Below are 18765 nucleotides of genomic sequence, written 5' to 3'. Positions count from 1 at the left end.
CTAAAAATGAAAGCAATTAAGGTTGTGGCGTTATCGGCACTGCTTTTTTCCGGCGCGGCTCTGGCGGCTGAAGAGACGCCGCAAACGGTAGTCAGCAACTATATGGCGGCCTGGAACGCCCACAGCGCTGAAAAGGCATCACGTTATCTGGCAGATGATGTGGAATATTATGACGCGGCGGCCGGTACGCCGGTGAAGGGGAAAGAGCGCGCAGAAAAAGAGGTGATTGGCGCTTTTATTCGTGCTATCCCCGATTTGAAATGGAAAATGACCAGCGAGCCGGTTTATAACAAAGACACTATCGCGTTTCAGTGGGAATTTTCCGGCAAAAATAGCGGCGAGTGGGCGGGTAATCCGGCAACCAATAACCCGATTCGTTTTGAAGGCGTCAGCTTTATTAAAGTAAATAACGGCAAGATTACCTGGCAGGGCGATTATTACGATTCAAAGAAACTGGATGCGGAATTACAGCAGAAAACCCAGTAAACGTTGATAAATTTTGTGCCCAACGGCAAACGGGCGTCTCAGGCTGTCGGTATCATACCGGCAGCCGCTATTCATTAAACGTTTGGCGTTAAACTACATCGATAACTTTTCTGCATCTGTTCATCACCGGGCGCTGATTCTTTAGCCATTTACAGCCTGAAGCTACCGCCAGGCCATACAAAAAACCGCTCGCTTTCTTACTTTCTTTAGCATTCTGTGGTAATTCCCCACTTCTGTATCAAGCAAAATTTATCGTTAATCCTGCTTTCCGTCAGGTATAGCTCAGGATCCGCCGATATAAGTCAATTCCTGTTACTCCCCCTGCATTAAATTCATTAGTTAATTTTAACTAATAAGCGGGTGTTTAATATTATTGTCTTGATGATGAAGTTAATATTGTGTTGGCTTTATGTAATGTTTTTTTGATTAATTTCCTGATTTGTAAATTATTACGAGGGATATATGGTTACCAAACTCACCGGGATAGTTATCGCCCTGATCGGCATAGCTATGCTTTATATGGGCGGCAAGCTGCTGTTGCTTGGGGGAAGCCCATTTTATGTGATTATGGCGCTCGGTCTGCTGTTTATCGCCGTCGCGCTGGTCATGAAAAAGCGGATTGCGTTAACTGCCTGCGCCGCGCTGCTGTGGATTACGCTGTTCTGGATGATTTATGAGGTGGGTTTTGATAAATGGCAGTGGATACCGCGTGGCGATATTCTCGGTCTGGTGGGTGTCTGGCTGGCGATGCCGTGGGTGGTGCGTCCGCTGACCGGACGTAAATATCATCCGCTGCTGGGCTCAACGTTGATCGTGATTGTGGCAGTGGTTATCGGCCTGATGTTTTACGATCCGCTGCCGCAGGAAGGAACTATCGGCAACGCGCGCCAGTCTGCCGACGACGTCGGCGCGCATAATGACTGGACCGCCTACGGAGGCACCAACAGCGGCCTGCGTTTCTCCGCGCTTAACCAGATTAACCGGGAGAATGTGAAAGATTTGCAGGTAGCCTGGACCTATCATACCGGCGATCTGCGTCAGGGCGACGATGCCAGCGAATATACCTTCGAAGCGACGCCGCTGAAGGTGAACAATACGCTCTATTTCTGTACGCCGCATAACGAGGTTCATGCGCTGGTGCCGGAAACCGGCGCGCTGAAGTGGAAATATGTGCCGGAGAAAGATCGCTCTTATCTGCAACAGCATCAGACCTGCCGTGGCGTCAGCTACTATGAAGCACCGACTGAGCAGGCTCCGGCGGCAACGGAGCCCGCTATCTGCCGCAAGCGCATCTTTAACGCCACCACCGACGCTAAGTTGATCGCGCTGGATGCCGATACCGGCAAACGCTGTGCCGATTTCGGTACGGATGGCATCGTCGATCTGCGTGCGAATATGGGCGAAATCCGTCCGCACGCGCTGATGCAGACCGCCGCGCCGCTGGTGGCAGGCAATCTGGTGATTGTCGGCGGCTCGGTGATGGATAACGGCTTCAACAGCGGTAACCCTTCCGGCGTTATCCGCGCCTATGATGTGCAGAGCGGGCGGCTGGTATGGAACTTCGATCCGGCTAATCCCGAACACACGCAGCCTGTCACCGCTGACCAGCGCTATCCTTACGATACGCCGGTTGCCTGGGGCACGCTCAGCGCCGATATGAAAAACGGCCTGGTTTACGTGCCGTTCGGCAATGCCTCGCCAGATGAGTTGGGTATTGAACGCGATGCCAGCAGCAACACGGAAAAATTCCGCGATGCGCTGGTGGCGTTGGATCTGAAAACTGGTGCCTTTAAGTGGCGTTTCCAGAGCGCTAACCACGATCTGTGGGACCGTGATAATCCGTCGCAACCTTCGCTGCTGGATATCGATTATCAGGGTGTACGCCAGCCGGTTGTGGTGCTGCCGACGAAAACCGGTAACCTGTTTGTTCTTAATCGGCTGACCGGTCAGCCGGTTTATCCGATTAAGCAGGTGCCGGTCTCTACCGACGGCGTGGCCGGTGAGAAGTTTGCCGCTACCCAGCCGGTCTCCAGCCTGAATTTCCTGCCGGAGCCGCTGAGTGAAAAATCGATGTGGGGTATTACGCCGTTCGATCAGATGGCGTGCCGTATCGATTTCAAATCCCTGCGCTACGACGGCAACCCGTGGACGCCGTCAACCGAGCAGGGATCGATCGTCTTCCCCGGCAATATCGGCGTGTTTAACTGGGGTTCGGTGGCTATCGATCCTGAGCGCCAGATTCTGGTCGCCTCGCCGGTGCGTCTGGCGTACAAATATACGCTGATTAAGCGCACGCCCGTCACCGCAACGAAACGTATGTTTACTCAGGATGGACAACCTTACTGGAATGAGAATTTCCACGGTGATTACGCTATTCATATCCAGCAGCTCGCTTCAAGCCTGGGAATTCCGTGCATTGCGCCGCCGTGGGGACGTATGGTGGGCGTGGATCTGAAAAGTGGTAAAACGGAGTGGCTGCGTCGGATAGGCACCACGAAAAATCTGAATACCAGCTTCCTGCCGGGCCGCTTCCCAATCGGCTTCCCGATGGGTATGGTGGCGCACGGTGGCCCGCTGATGACTGCGGGCGATCTGGTGTTCCACGGCGCTACGGCGGATAACTTCTTCCGTGCCTATGACGTCAACAGCGGCAAACTGCTGTGGCAAACCGAACTGGGCGCAGGCGCGCAGGCTACGCCTTCTACCTGGCTGGGCAACGATGGCAAGCAGTATGTGGTCATCGCCGCTGGTGGGCACGGTTCGCTCGGTACTAAGCTGGGCGACAGCGTAGTAGCGTTCCGTCTGAAATAACAGAGTAGCTAACTCATCAAGGCGCCTGCGGGCGCCTTTTTGCTAATCCTTTCTTTTACTGGTTCTAATTATTTTTCAGTCTGTTTTTTATTAAAAAACGCAGCTTTTACTTTGCCGGGAAATAAAATTCATTTTGCAGGAAAAATAATTATCCAAAAGAAATAAACAAATAATGAATAATTTCAGGGTGATTTATTGATTTAACGGAAATATATTTTTACATCTAAAAAAATAAAGTCAGTCAATTGACACATTAGTACTTTAGCAGTATTTGATTATCAAAAAGTTTACTGTCTTTAATTCATGGATGAATATTATGCCCAGCCGAATTACCGTCAGTTCTCCCGTTCAGGATCTCCTGTTCTGGAAATTATCCGGACACGAAGCGCTTTCTGAACCCTTCAGTTTTACCGTGACATTATTAAGTACCAGCGCGCTGGCTGACAGCGCCAGCCTGTTGGGAAAATCGCTGACGGTTTCCCTGCCGCTGCAAAACGCCGCCTCTGTACGCTATCTGAACGGCAAAATCACCCATGTTACCACCGGTGCGCAGGAGCTGGACGGCACGCGCTATGCCAGCTGCACCCTGACGCTGGAATCCGATCTGTGGCCGATGCAGCGCGACCGCAACCTGCGCATCTTTCAGGAGCAGACCGTACCGCAGATCGTTAAAACCCTGCTGAACGAATATCAGGTGCAGGTGGAGGACAAACTGTCCGGCAGCTACCGCAGCTGGGAATATTGCGTGCAGTATCAGGAGAGCAGCTTCGACTTTATCAGTCGCCTGATGGAGCTGGAGGGCATCAGCTACTTCTTTCGTCACGAAGAAGGCAGCCACACGCTGGTGCTGACCGACAGCCCGGAGCAGTTTAAGCCCTTCGACGGTTATGAAATCATTCCTTACCACCAGACGCCCGGCGGTGGCGTCACTGGCGAAGAAGGGATCGCTGCCTGGGAGAAGATGGCGCGAGTGACGCCGGGGCTCTACAGCGTTGATGACTATGATTTCCGCAAGCCGAACGCCTGGCTGCTACAGGCGCGGCAGAACCCAACTTCGCCGCAGCCGGGCGGCATTGACGTTTATGAATGGCCGGGGCGCTATGTAGAGCACGGCCACGGCGAGTTTTACGCGCGCATCCGCCAGCAGCGCTGGGCGGTCGAACATCACCAGCTGCGCGGTACGGCCACGGCCAGCGGCCTCTGTCCGGGCTGCACTTTCACACTGATCAAAGCGCCGACGCCTGGCGACAACGGTGAGTACCTGATTACCGGCGTTGACTATGAGTTTGAAGAGAACCGCTACGCCAGCGGAGGCGAATCAACCCGCCATCAGCTGAAATTCAGCGCGCTGCCCGCCGATATTCCGTTCCGCCCCGATCCACGTACCCGCTGGCCACGCACTTACGGCCCGCAGACGGCAAAAGTGGTGGGGCCTGCGGGAGAATCGATCTGGACCGATCGCTTTGGGCGGGTGAAGGTGAAATTCCACTGGGACCGGGAGGCGAAGGGCGACGATACCAGCTCCTGTTGGATCCGCGTCTCCAGCGCCTGGGCAGGACAGGGCTATGGCGGCGTGCAGATCCCGCGCGTGGGCGATGAGGTGATTGTTGATTTTATCAACGGCGACCCGGACCGGCCGATTATTACCGGTCGCGTCTATAACGAGGCGAGCATGCCGCCATGGGGACTGCCGGGAGCGGCGACGCAGATGGGCTTTATGAGCCGCACCAAAGACGGCACGCCAGCTAACGCCAATATGCTGCGCTTCGAAGACAAGGCGGGTGCCGAGCAGGTGTTTATCCAGGCCGAGCGCAATATGGACACCAGCGTTAAAAATGACGAATCGCACAGCGTAGGGGCCAACCGTACCAAAAACGTGGCGGGGAATGAAACCACTACCGTGGAGCAGGACCGCACCGAAACCGTTAACGGCAATGAAACGATTACCGTTGCCGGAAACCGCACCGAGACGGTATCGGGCGACGAAACGCTCTCCATCAGCGGCAACCGTAGCGCAACCGTTAGCCAGGATGAAACGCTACAGATCACCGGCAGCCGAACTACCACGGTAGACGTGGACGATACGGAGACCATTACGGGTAATCGTACTCTTAAAGTTGGCGGTAATGAAACTCATCAGGTAGCGGGTACGCAGGATGTTACGGTTGATGGCACAAGAACGGATACGGTCAATGGTGATGTCACCACCACCTTTACCGGCGCGCTGGAAGAGACAGTAGCGAAGTCGATGAGTTCGCATATCGTCGGCACGCAAAGCGAAACCGTTGATGGTGCAAAAAGCACCACGGTCGGAACCGGGCATCAGCTGATCATTAACGCCGGGGGGCAACTGATTGACGTCACCGGCGATCAGCAACTACTGGCGTCGGGCAATACCCTGATTGATTCCGGTGGCGCACTGGGTGTGAGCGCGGTCACCTCAATCAGCCTGACCTGCGGAAGTGCCAGTATCACGCTGGAAAGCAACGGCAACATTACCCTCAAAGGCGTGAATATTTCGTCTACAGCGTCAGGAAACCACAGCGTTTCGGGTAATGTCGTGACGTCATGTTCAGCAGGCGATCACACTGTGTTAGGGGCGATCCTGAAACTTAATCCATAAACGGATATGGCAATGCGAGAATGGAATCCCGTCGAGCAGCGTTTCGTGCTCGCACATGAAGACTGGTTGAATTTTGCCCGCAATCGATCGGCCCGGCTGCTCTACTGGCGGGCCGATGAAGACGATCGTCAGATGATCAAGCTTTATTTGCAGGTGCGCGGAGAGGGATCATGTACGCTGATACCGCTTACCCATCCCTTTCGCTCGGCAAACGAGTGGCTGACTGAAGCTACCCGTGAACTGATCGCCTTTTATCAGGCGCGTCAGGAAGGTGCCCGGCAGCAGGGCATCGTTGCCGACTGGCAGCCGCCGCATAACCAACATGACGGTGTCGTTGGCTTTTTTTCCGTCGCCCGCAGCCTGATGCAGCATCACCCGGATATTTTCCCCGGCCTGGTATTTGTCATTCAGCCCTCACATTTTTTCGCGCCGCAGCAGTTTGTGGATGCGCTGGCCCAGCTGCTGTCGCATCCCTTTCTGATGACGCCGGAGGGCGCACGCATTCGCTTTATCGTACCTGAAAGCGCTGTCACTCCGGCACTGGATAAATTACTTCACCGCTTTCCTGCGCTTACCCAGACGATTAACGGTCGCTACCAGATGCGCAGCGTGCCGGGCGAAGTGGTGGCTAATGCTGGCGATCGCGGGCCATCCGGTGAATTTCGACGCCTGTATGTGCAGCTCGGCGACACGCTACGCAATAACGATATGACGCGTATGGCGCAGATCCGCCAGCAAATGCTGGATATCACCACGGAACAGGGTTGGCCCGATCAGGCAGCGGTGGTTTGTCTGGCGGCTGGCGTGGCGCGGCTGAAGAGCGGGCAAATCCCGCAGGCGCAGGCTGAGTATCGCCAGGCGCTACAGTATGCCCGCCAGGCACGGGAAGCGAAAAATCCGGCCGGTGGCAAATTGATAGTCAATGCCCTGTTCGGTGAAGCCAGCGTGCTACTGAAAAATAATGAGCTGTTTAAGGCCGCCGCCTGTTATCAGGTAGCGGCAGAGCAGGCGCAGCAGGATCAAGACGGCATTCTGGCGGTAGAGGGCTGGCGCATGCGTGCCTGGTGTCTGGATAAGGTTGGTCAACGTGATACCGCGCTGGACAGCGCCATGTCGGGGCTGGATGCCGGTCTGCTGATCGAGCCGGAAATGCGGGCGCACAGCGGATTAACGCTACTGATGCAGTGGCTGCCGGAACGACTGGGCGTATTTAGTACGCGCCGCAAAAGCCTGCACCAGAAACTGGCGCAGCTGTTTGGTGATGACTGGCAGCAGCAGATTGAGCGCCGGATGGTGAGTACAGACAGGGAGGTCTGAAGGTGGCATTACTGGTAACGAAACATATCGATCCGGTGGTGGGGGGTTGATGTACACAGCGTCATTATCCCACCGGCTACCGCCCCCGTACCGGTTCCACATCCACATGCCGGGTTTGTGCTCGATCCACGTGAATATCTGAATGCCGTTAAGAACATGTTGGGCGATATGGCGCTCGATTTTATTGGCGATCGGGTAACGGAACTGGCGGAGGCAAACCCTGAACTGACGGCGCAGGTGATGAGTACGGCCTCAGGCGTGATGGAACAGGCCGCTGGTGTGATGGAAAACGTCACTTCAAATCCGCTGGTAGCCACCGCACTGGCGCTGAAAGAGAAAAAAGATGCGCTGATGAACGCGCTGGGCGCAAATATCGGCGCAGGCGGTGGTGGCGGAATCGTTGAAGTCAACGGCCTGATGCGTACCACGGTAGGCACGCATACCCAGCATTTTCCCGGCCTGCATTTCCCGCTTGGCGCGACCTTTGCGCCGAACGACATTAATCCTTCGCGTGATGCCGAATCTTATATGGGCAGCAAAACGGTGCTGGCCAACAACGATCCGCTCTCCTTCGCGGTGTTACCCGCGCTGAGCTGTTGGATGAAAGGGCTGTCACCGGGGGAACATAACAGTGCGCACACCCAGCGCCACTATCCTTCGCTGCCGACGGCAACGGTGCTGCCGATCCCGATGGGAAAGCCGGTTCTGGTGGGTGGCCCGCCGATACTTAATATGGTGGCGCTACTTAAGGCATTGTGGGGGGCGTTTCGCGGTTCGAAACTGGCGAAGGCGCTGGCGGATAAGCTGGACCTGCCGTCAGGTTTTTGGCGCTGTACCGTGCTGGATGGCGAGCCGGTCAATTCCATTACCGGCGAAGTGGTGGTGGAGCAGAACGATTTTACCTTGCCCGGACGTCTGCCTTTTATCTGGGATCGTTACTACAACGGACACCATACCTCTGCGGGTTCGCTGGGCGCGGCCTGGCAGACGCTGGCGGACTGTCGGCTGGAGGTACTGCGTCACGGTGAGTTGATTGGCGTGGTGGCATACTTCCCTGAACGCAAAACTGCTTTCGATCATTTCCCGGTACTGGAAGGCGATGAAGGGGAAGAGAGAGACTGGCAGTGTAGCGATCGCCTGCATCGCCGGGGAGATCTGCTGATACTCCAGACCCGCAGCGGCGTGAGCTGGCACTTTCCGTTACCAGCCGACTGGCGGCAACGCCTGAGTGCGCTGCCGGACAGCGATGAAGCAATCAGGAATGGAAACTGGCAACCGAATGAGAAAAATACGCTAACGCTGCTGCTGTCCTCGTTTCAGGATCGTAATGATAACGCATGGTGCGCCAGCCGCGATGCTCAGGGAAGAATCATCACCTTTACGGAACGGTGTGGTGATACGCCTGGTGGCAGAGCGCTGCACTTCACTTATCCTGAATCCTCCCCGCAGACAATTGCCGATATCAGCCTGTGGGTTGAGGGCAAAAAAGTACGCACCCTGGTGGGATATCGCTACGACGACCGTGGCGATATGGTCGCGGTAGAAGACGCGGCGGGCGTGCCCTATACCTTCGGCTACGAAGAGGGGCACCGGATGGTGCGCCATACCGATCGTAACGGCCTCTCTTTTTACTATAGCTGGCAAATGCACGACGACGGCGTGATGCGCGTTAACCATGCCTGGGGCGATGAAGGGCTGTTTGACTACCGTTTTGAATATCACCTTCAGGATCGCACCACGCTGATTACCGATTCGCTGGGTCATACCTCCCGCCTGGAGTGTAACGCCCGTGGTTTTCCCATTAGCCGCACCAACGGCGCGGGGGAGACCTTCAGCTACCGCTACAACGCGGGCGGCCACACCGTCAGGGAAACCGATCCGCTGGGCCACAGCACGGAGTGGCGTTACGACGCGCTGGGTAATGAGGTGGCCCATATTCGCGCCGACTATACCCGGATAACCCGAAGCTTTAATCCAGACGGGCTGCCGCTCACCGTTACCGATCCGCAGGGCGGCGTCTGGCAGCAGCAATTTGACGACAAAGGTAACCTGACGGCGCAGCAGACGCCGGAGGGGGTTATCACGCGCTATGACTATGACGCAGCCGGCCAGCTGAGCAAAGTCATACATCCTGACGGTGGCGTGACGCAGCTGGAGTACGATGATTATGGTTTCCTGTATCGTCTGACAGACCCGCTGCAGCGCACGCTGGTCTTCTCGCATGATACGGAAGGCAACCTGCTCAGCCGCCAGGAAGACGGCGATATCACCCGCTATCGCTACGATATCTGCGGGCGACTGGTTAACGTGCAGCAGCCGGACGGGCGCACCCTGGACTGTAGCTACGACGCAGAAGGCAACCTGGTACGCTACAGCGATAATAACCGGCTGGTGACACAGTTCAGCTACTGCGGTCAGGGGTTTCTGCAATCCCGCACCGCGCCGGACGGCAGCACGGTGCGCTACCATTACGACACCGAGCAGCAGCTGATCGGCGTGGAAAACCAGCGCGGCGAACGCTGGACGCTCAGGCGCGATGCCGCCGGGCGTCTGACGCAGGAGACCGACTATCAGGGCGGCGTGCGCCGCTATCATTATAATCCGGCGGGGCATCTGACGCAGGCGACCGATCCGCTGGGCAACCTGTTGCAGGTCACCTGCGACAGGATGGGACGCATCGTCAGCAGGAAGCCGCAGGAGGGCCGGGAGGGCGGCGAAGAACGCTTCAGCTATGACGCCTTCGGCAGGTTAACGGAGGCCGTTAATGACACGGCGACCGTCAGCCGGCGCTACAGCGCCGACGGCTGGTTAACGGAGGAGTGGCAGCGCCAGAAAGACATCCTGTCGCAGCATGAATATCAGTGGCGGGATGGCCGCCTGGTCAGGCAGCACCAGCGCGTTTACGGTGCCGGCGGTCATGAACTGCTGCTGAACCAGGAGCAGCAGCTGGAGTATGACGACGCGGGCAGGCTCAGCCGGCTGACGCCGGACGACTATACGCCGCTGGAATTCACCTGGGACGCAAAGCACCGGCTGAGCGGGCTGCGATGCAGCGAGGCGTTCAGCCAGCTGTTCAGCTATAACCGGCAGGGGTTGCTGAGCCGGCAGCGCGCGCGGGTCAGGGGACGCGAGGCGGCCATCACGGAATATGGCTATGACGAGCACAATCAGCTGGTCCGGCGCAGCGACAGCCTGAATGGGGTGGAGAGTTACCGCTACGATCCGCTGGGGCAGATAACGGAGCATACCGACCCGGCCGGGCAGATAAGGCGCTACAGCTATGATGCCACCGGCAACCGCTTCCGGATAACGGCGCAGCATGAAAAAGGTCGCGTGCTGGAGCACGCAGACGGCGCGCGCTGGCATATGGACAATGCGGGACAGCTGCGGCTGCGCAGCCGCGGCGGGCATGAACAGCGGCTGGGCTGGGACGCTTACGGCAGGCTGCTGGCGCTGGTCAGCGAAAAGGGGCGCTGGCGTTACGGCTATGATGCGCTGGGACGCCGCCTGTATAAACAGGAGTACGATCCCGGCGGCCAGCAGCGGCTGAAAACCACCTGGTTCAGCTGGGACGGCGACCGGCTGGCAGGCGAAGTGTGCCACGACAGGCGGCAGGGCCGGACGGAAGAGGCGAAGCAGAGCCATCTGACGGTGCCGGAAAATGAATGGACGGCGCAGGCTTACCTTTATCACCCCGGCACCTTTGAACCGCTGGTGATGCAGCTGTACCAGGCGGAGCCGGAGGCGGAACCCCTGCGTCGTCCCGGACGGCTGCTGCTCCGGAAAGAGGTGGAGAAGGCGCGGTTAAAGACGGACACGCTCTGTTTTTACCAGAACGATCCGAACGGCATGCCGCTGCGGCTGTGGAGCAGCGCGGGCGAAGTGGTGTGGTCGGCGCGTTACAGCGTAACGGGCAGGGCGCAGGTCAGCGAGTCGTCTGTGGTGAGCCAGCCGCTGCGGCTACAGGGACAGTATTTTGATGAAGAGAGTGGTTTACATTACAACCGCTTTCGCTACTATGATCCGTGCGCGGGGCTGTTTATCAGCCAGGACCCGATAGGGCTGGTTGGGGGATTAAATCCGTACAGGTATGCGCCTAATCCGTTAAGCTGGCTCGATCCGCTGGGACTGTTTTGCGGTGTAGCCAAAAATGCCAAATGGAATAAGTCTAAGCAGGGAGTTGAAGGACCTGGATTGAGAGATCATTATGCTAAGCATGGTGATCAAGTTGGAGCTGGTTCAGTTAGAGAATATGATTTCAGTGCCAGAACCACTATCCAAGATGGTAGGAAATTTACTTATAGAGATAGATATACTAATAAACCGAGAGTAGGTTATTACGACCCTAATACTGGTTTATTTACAGCAACAAGTCAAACAGGTAAAAGACCTACTATACTGACTCACTTTCCTGAAAGTTGGGATAATCTGAGAAAATTACCTGGTTTTTCAGTGCCAAATTAGCGAGGTTGATCCATGCCAGATAAAATGAGCTATATTGTTCAGTTAATAAACAAAGGGTATCGGCTACCCCATGATATTGAAGTCGTGGCTGGAGAGATATACTGCGCATTACAGCACAAAGAATTAGCAAGTGACGATGTGATTAATGAATTTATTAATAGCGTTGTTACGTCTAAATACAAAGATATTGTTGAAATTACATATAATTATATGAATAGGTTAATTTATTCTGGTGATAATTTACTGTATGAGGAGTTTTTGAAAGTATTACATTTGTTTGACTCAATAAATATATTGTCTTTTTTAGGTCTGGATGTATCTGCTGAAATTATAGAAAAATCTGATGCCGATATGATTTTCTTTCTAAAAAGATATGATAAATGGGCCAAGCAATTTATTTTAGAATATATTAAAGGTAAGCAATGGTGGCAAAGAATTCTTTATTAAAAATAATGGAAATAATGTTTCTGCGAGTGATATTATCAATCACGTACAAAACCAAAAGGGCGATAAATTAACTTCATTTACTCAAAATATGAGTAATACGTTAAACTCTATGGTGCAGAAAAATTTGGTAGCACTATATTAAGAGTATCCAGAGACGATCTTGCGACTTTAGAAGCCAGCGACGAGATTTCTATTATAACTCCTGACCAAGCAAGAGACATTATTAAAGCGGATGGCAAAAAGAAAAACAGACAAGAAGCAAATAATATAAAACAGCAAATGGAAGAAATTGGTGAAGTATTGGTTCATGGCCAAATACCACAAGAAAATATTATTTCATGTAAAATAGATAAGGATAAATAAGATGAAAGAGTTTGTTTTAAGAATAGCGGGAAATACAGAGGCTCCTTGTTACTTTACTATTAAATCAAAGGGTTATAGTGTTGGCATGTGGAGCAAGTTAACTAATGCTAACGGCGATGATTGCCGTTGGACTGTTGAAGCGAGAAAAGGGAATTATATTTTTAGTGCCTCAAATATGCAACAATTATTAGGTCTTATTTCTATGTGGGAAGTCAGAGGTGATAATTGGAGGTTGTCAGAAGATGAAAAAGATGCATATATTGCCATTAAAGAAAAGTCGCCTCTTTATGACATAGATGGCTATGAAGTTATAGAGTAACTTTATTTACGTTTAAAAGCAGGTGGTGAGTATTAATTTAATTGATAAATTGGCCTAAGTTATTATATTTTTTGTATTTAAACTTCAAATTCTCTCTGAATAAACAGTTTACCTTCTTCAACAGTAACGGTAATCGCCTGTCTGAAGAAGAAAGAGTTAAGTCATTGGGATACTCGTCAGGAGTTCTATTCTATGACATGAATGATGATTGGATGAAGCATATATAACGCACTTTACCTAAAGGTTAATGATATATTTTAATAGCTTGATTTTATTTTTGTTAATGGTATGGGAGGCATATATTTTTTAATATTAAATTATCTTCTAATAATTAAAATTCTCTTCAATAGCGCCAGGAATCGCTTGCTATGCGAAAGAGAAATAGTTTTCCATTCAACGTTTTTTAAATTTAATCTGTAGTGTTGGGTTAGCTTTGCCATTTTGTGTAACAATAGATAGTCCGCAGAATTTAACAATATACTGACCATAACCCACCAGATCAGCCCGCATACTACCTGAATACTATGCTGTAATAACGCGCCGTGGGCAGGCTAATTTTGTACAAAATCGCAAAATCATAGCTAATTAAACTGGATTTGCTCTATACAAAAAAGCCATTAAACTAATAATTCTATCCTGTGATTTATCTCAAATTCTCCAACGTTGTTCACAAGACATGATGACTTCTGTTATCTGATTGATGTTTTATTTAACTTCGATGTTATTTATTAGCCTGTGCGAGCGTATCAGCAGCTACCTGACGCATCGTTTTTTAACATTTGTTAGATTGCTATTTATATAACAGAGCGGGGAAACAACTCCGTTGCCCACAGGGATGTCATCTATGAAAAAAACAGCTATTGCCAGCATGCTGAGTGCTTTGTATCTCAGCCAGCCGCTTTATGCGATGGAAAACCATTTTGTCTATAGCCCGCAAAATAATCCGGTATTTCAGGTACGCTTCTTTGACAAAGGTGACGGGCCTTTTATGCCAGATGATCCACAGCCGCTGGTATCAACATGGAATCTGAACCACCAGCAAAAAGAAAAAGTGCTACAGGCGCTGAGCTACTGGGCGCAGGTTATTACGCCTGCGCCAGGGCAACCACCCGCAATCATAAACGTTGGGACGGTCGATGACGAGAATGCTTTTGGTTACAGCAGTGAGATCACCGACGGGGTCAGTACGCTCACTCAGCTACAGGCGGCGCTCCAGGGCATGGATACGGCAGGGCTTACTTTAGGCTCGCACGGGCAGTTTGCCCTTGGCAGACTGGATTTCGACAGCGCGGAGTACCTCCCGTCCCAGCTACCGCGTACAGGAGAGGCCGATCTGGTCAGCGTTGCGCTGCATGAGCTGGCGCACGGCCTGGGGATCGCCAATCAGGCTGAGGATCGCTACGGTGCAGGCTCTTATACTCCGATGTTTGCCCGTGAGCCGCTGGGAGAGTGGGCAGCACACCTGCGCGATGACAATGGCAATCCCGCCCGTCCAGGACAAACGATTCTTTGCACCGGCTGTAATAACCGCTGGGATCCGCAGGCCTTTGATGTGCGGCAGGATAAAGGCTACTTCACCGGCAAACATGTTGATGAAGTGCTGGCAGGCGCAATGCCGGGCGTTCCGGTGAAAATACTGAGTGAGGATGGCTGGCCTGATGATGATTATATGAGCCATATCGAGCTGAAAAACAGCCTGATGAGCCATCAGATTTATCGTAACTACACCAGTTTTATGGAAGCGGAGCTGGCGCTGTTACAGGATCTTGGTTATCACATCGATCGCCGTAACTTCTTCGGCTATTCCGTTTACGGTGACGGGCAGACGCTGGTTAATCGTCATGGTTACTTTCAGCGTAACGCGCAAGGGGATGGCTATCTTATTGGGCGTTACAATACAGCTTCGTTAGGGCTGGGTCTGCACGTTTATGGCAGCAACAACCGCCTCTTTCAGCAGGCGGATCTGTTAACCAGCGGAGAAGGTGGCGCAGGTATTCGGGTTGATGGACAAAATAATACCCTGACCATCGAGCCCGGCACGCGGGTATATGCCGATGGGCTGAACGGACGCGGCATTATGTTTAGCTACGGCAAAGATCATAGTCTGATCCAGCGTGGCGATGTACAGGCTACCGGCGATTATGGTATCGCCCTTAGCTTTGACTTTGGTAATAACCTGCTGGGTAACGCGGAGGACTTTCGCGGCTCCTGGATACATTACTATGATAGTGAAGAGGCTGAATTATTACCAGAGCTGACGGGTGCGCTGGTTAATAACGTTGATATTAGCGGACGCGTAGCGGGCAAAGCAGCGGCGATTTATATTTCCGGTAATGCGCTGGTGAGTCATATTAACTTGTTAAACGGTGCGGCGCTGGAGGGGAATATTATCTCAGACTACGACTGGCAGGATGTATACGGACGCCAGCGGCTGACGCAGTTGACTTTTGGACGACTTGCCGATGCGCAGGGGCGCGCGCGCGAACAGGTCGACCCGGCTTTCCGGCTACGTTATCAGGGCGATATTACCGGACTGAATAATCTGGATCTGCATCTCGATGGCGGCATTACCGCGCTGAACGGCAGCCATCATATTTACAGCCTGACGATTGCGCCTAACGCCACGCTGGCAGGCAGCAGCGATTACACCCTTAATCCACTGGGGCATTTTATTAATAACGGCGTACTGACGCCGGGTAATTCGCTGGGCGCGATAACCGTTAACGGCGATTATCAGCAGGGCGACAGCGGCCAGCTGCGGCTGGAGTTTGACGGGCAGGGCGGGCATGATCGCGTAACGGTTAACGGCACGGCCCGGCTGGCAGGCTCGCTGGTATTTGTTCCCCAGCGCGACTGGTATGCGTCAGGCTGGCAGCTTGATGCGCAGGACTGGTTCACCAGCAGCAGTCAGAACGGGGAGTTTGCCGGGGTTACCGGGCTGCTGAATTCGCCAACGCTGGCGCTGGCAATACAGTCAGGCGAGGACGGTGGCTGGCGGCTGTCGATGCAGCGCGCTGAAAAAGCCTATAGCCAGTACGCCACGGGATCCAACGCACAAAGCGTCGGGCGGGTGCTGGATCGCATTGCGGCAGCGGCGCGTCATGATATTCAGCCGCTTTACCGCGCGCTGGATTTCTCCTCTGCGGATGGCAGCCAGATCGGGAACGCGCTGCATCAGCTCTCACCGGCAGCCTACGGTTCACTGTTCGCCAGTTCGCTCTATCGTGAGCGGCAGCTTACGCAGCTGGTTAATACCCCTTATATCAGCAACTCACCGGAAGTCGAAGGCTGGCATGGCTTTGCCAAACCCTTTGGCGGCAGCTATCAGCAGCAGCGACAGGACGGACGGGCAGGCTATCAGCTCAGTAGCTACGGCATGGCGATTGGCGCGGAGAAGCGCAACGAAATCTATCGCGACTGGATTTGGGGCGTTCATGCCGCCGTCGGGCATCAGTCGACAACGATGAAAGCGCCGGAAAACGGGCGCGGTAAAACCAACGCGTTCGATCTGGGAATGCAGGCTCGCTATGCGGCTGATGAGCAGGCGGGGCTTTATCTGTTTGGCAACGGGCGGCTCGGCATTGAAAAAGGTGAAATGACGCGTCGTATCGGCGTTAATGACTATGGTGCCAGCCATCATGCCAGCTGGACTGGCTGGAGCGGCGCGCTCAGCGCTGGCGGCGGCTACCGTTTCGCACTCAACGATCGGTTTGATGTCGGTCCGGCAGCCGCGCTGAGTTACGCCCGAATTGCGCGCCCGTCATTAACCGAATCAGGCAACGATGCCACCCGGTTACGGCTGGACAGTAACCATCTCGATTCGCTGCGCAGCGATCTCGGCGTCGAAGGACGCTGGCAGTATCCTTTGTACCGTGGCGGCATGCTTAACACCAGGCTGCAACTCAGCTGGCAACATGAAATGCTGTCATCTACCGCTACCCAGAGCGCCCGCTTTGTCCGTTATCAGCAGGAGCGGTTCAGCAGTAAAGACCGGACGGCGGGGCGCGATGCACTTGCCATCCGGGCAGGCGTGGATTATCAGATAACCCCGACATTCACGCTGGGTGCGGGCGTGGACAGCGAACTGTCAGGAACGGATTACCATGCGGTCAGCGGGAATCTTTCCGTCGGCTGGCGTTTCTGATGCCCTGAGCTTACAGCGGCCTGGCTTTTATCTGTGGGCCGCTGATAATCAGAACCATGGCCCATGGTTAAAACCGCATGGTCACCTGCGGCTTGCAGCTCAATTATTAAGCGGTGGCGATCACAAAATTCTGCAAAGGCGAACGAACGTAACGCTTTTTTTACGTTAGCAGTAACATTAAGTGCTTTCTTTGACGACAAAGCCAAAAGCGATCCCGCTGTTTGGCAAGCAATTAATTTGTATCGCTACCTAATCGTAACATTTTTTACTATTTCTTTTCGTATGTTGATCACCTCAGATAACCCGACTACGCTTACGGGAATTTGTCGCTTTGCTTTATTCCGTTTTCATCGATTCTGACAAGGAATATTAACATGGCTTTAGGTGAGAAACAGACTCGCGCCTCACTGCGCGGCTGGGATGCAGAAAATCCAACGTTTTGGGCTCAGACCGGGAAAAGAATTGCACAACGAAATTTATGGATCTCCGTTTTTGCACTGCTGCTGGCGTTTTGCGTCTGGATGTTGTTCAGCGCCGTCGCGGTAAACCTCAATAAAGTCGGCTTCAATTTCACCACCGATCAGTTGTTTCTGTTAACGGCGCTGCCTTCGCTGTCCGGTGCCGTGCTGCGCGTGCCTTACTCCTTTGCCGTTCCGCTGGTTGGCGGACGGCAGTGGACGGTGATCAGTACCGCCATCCTGATTATTCCCTGTGCCTGGCTCGGTTTTGCGGTACAGAATACCGCCACTCCCTACAGCGTATTTATCATTATTTCCCTGCTGTGCGGCTTTGCGGGCGCGAACTTTGCTTCCAGTATGGGCAATATCAGCTTCTTCTTTCCCAAGGCGCGACAGGGCAGCGCGCTGGGGATCAACGGCGGTCTCGGCAACCTTGGTGTCAGCGTAATGCAGCTGGTTACCCCGACGGTTATTACGCTGCCACTGTTTATGTTTTTAGGCGTACAGGGCGTGGCGCAGCCGGAGGGCAGCACGCTGTGGCTGGCTAACGCCGCGTGGATCTGGGTTCCGCTGCTGGCGATTGCGGTAGCCGCCGCCTGGTTCGGGATGGATACGCTGGCGGGCGCACAGGCCTCACTGCGGGAACAGTTGGTGGTGCTGAAACGCGGACATATGTGGCTGCTGAGCCTGCTCTACCTGGCGACTTTCGGATCGTTTATCGGTTTTTCCGCGGGCTTCGCTATGCTGGCGAAAACGCAGTTTCCCGATGTGGATATTCTGCGGCTGGCTTTTTTCGGGCCGTTCCTGGGCGCGCTGGCGCGATCGCTGGGCGGCATTGTTTCCGACAAGCTGGGCGGTATTCGCGTCACGCTGATTAACTTTATTCTGATGGCGCTGTTTACGCTGCTGCTGTTCTCCACGCTGCCGGAGCACGGTGCCGGCAGCTTCACCGCCTTTTATATTGTCTTTATGGGGCTGTTTCTTACCGCCGGTCTTGGCAGCGGCTCCACCTTCCAGATGATCGCCGTGATTTTCCGTACCCTGACGCGCAAACGCGTGCTCGCCAGCGGCGGCAGCGAAGCCCAGGCGCAACATATCGCCGCGACGGAAACCGCAGCGGCGCTCGGTTTCATCTCCGCCATCGGTGCTATCGGTGGTTTCTTCATTCCAAAAGCCTTCGGCACATCGTTAGCCATGACCGGTTCACCGGTAGGCGCGATGAAAATTTTCCTGGTGTTTTACATCATTTGCATTCTGGTGACCTGGCTGGTTTACGGGCGCCGTGCTGCTAAAGGCTAATCACAGCATGTTCTTTGGCCTGTTTTTCAGGCCC

9 protein-coding genes are annotated in these 18765 nt (G+C 53.8%); all 9 read left to right on the top strand.

Features of this window, described 5'->3' with window-relative positions; all coding sequences use genetic code 11:
• Window positions 1–6 precede the first annotated feature (6 nt).
• Window positions 7–486, top strand: coding sequence for an ester cyclase (locus C7M51_RS06380; protein WP_160621017.1), 480 nt, complete (start codon window positions 7–9; stop codon window positions 484–486).
• Window positions 487–948: 462 nt separating this feature from the next.
• Window positions 949–3297, top strand: coding sequence for a membrane-bound PQQ-dependent dehydrogenase, glucose/quinate/shikimate family (locus C7M51_RS06375; RefSeq protein WP_160621016.1), 2349 nt, complete (start codon window positions 949–951; stop codon window positions 3295–3297).
• A 316-nt stretch (window positions 3298–3613) separates the two neighbouring features.
• Window positions 3614–5920, top strand: coding sequence for a type VI secretion system Vgr family protein (locus C7M51_RS06370; RefSeq protein ID WP_160621015.1), 2307 nt, complete (start codon window positions 3614–3616; stop codon window positions 5918–5920).
• 12 nt (window positions 5921–5932) lie between these two features.
• Complete coding sequence (locus tag C7M51_RS06365; RefSeq protein ID WP_160621014.1) at window positions 5933–7237, top strand: tetratricopeptide repeat protein; 1305 nt, start codon at window positions 5933–5935, stop codon at window positions 7235–7237.
• Between the two features lie 117 nt (window positions 7238–7354).
• Window positions 7355–11701, top strand: coding sequence for an RHS repeat-associated core domain-containing protein (locus C7M51_RS06360; RefSeq protein WP_160621013.1), 4347 nt, complete (start codon window positions 7355–7357; stop codon window positions 11699–11701).
• Window positions 11702–11713: 12 nt separating this feature from the next.
• On the top strand, window positions 11714–12148 hold the full coding sequence (locus C7M51_RS06355; protein WP_160621012.1) for a hypothetical protein: 435 nt from the start codon (window positions 11714–11716) through the stop codon (window positions 12146–12148).
• A gap of 364 nt (window positions 12149–12512) precedes the next feature.
• Window positions 12513–12830, top strand: a complete 318-nt coding sequence (locus C7M51_RS06350) for a hypothetical protein (RefSeq protein ID WP_160621011.1) — start codon at window positions 12513–12515, stop codon at window positions 12828–12830.
• 844 nt (window positions 12831–13674) lie between these two features.
• A complete protein-coding gene (locus C7M51_RS06345) occupies window positions 13675–16974 on the top strand; it encodes an autotransporter outer membrane beta-barrel domain-containing protein (protein ID WP_160621010.1) in 3300 nt (1099 codons plus the stop codon).
• A gap of 374 nt (window positions 16975–17348) precedes the next feature.
• Window positions 17349–18731, top strand: a complete 1383-nt coding sequence (gene narU, locus C7M51_RS06340; RefSeq protein ID WP_160621009.1) for a nitrate/nitrite transporter NarU — start codon at window positions 17349–17351, stop codon at window positions 18729–18731.
• Window positions 18732–18765 lie beyond the last annotated feature (34 nt).

Origin of the sequence: Mixta intestinalis, from assembly GCF_009914055.1 — a bacterium.
GTDB classification, from domain to species: domain Bacteria; phylum Pseudomonadota; class Gammaproteobacteria; order Enterobacterales; family Enterobacteriaceae; genus Mixta; species Mixta intestinalis.
This window is presented reverse-complemented; position numbering and strand designations above follow the sequence as displayed.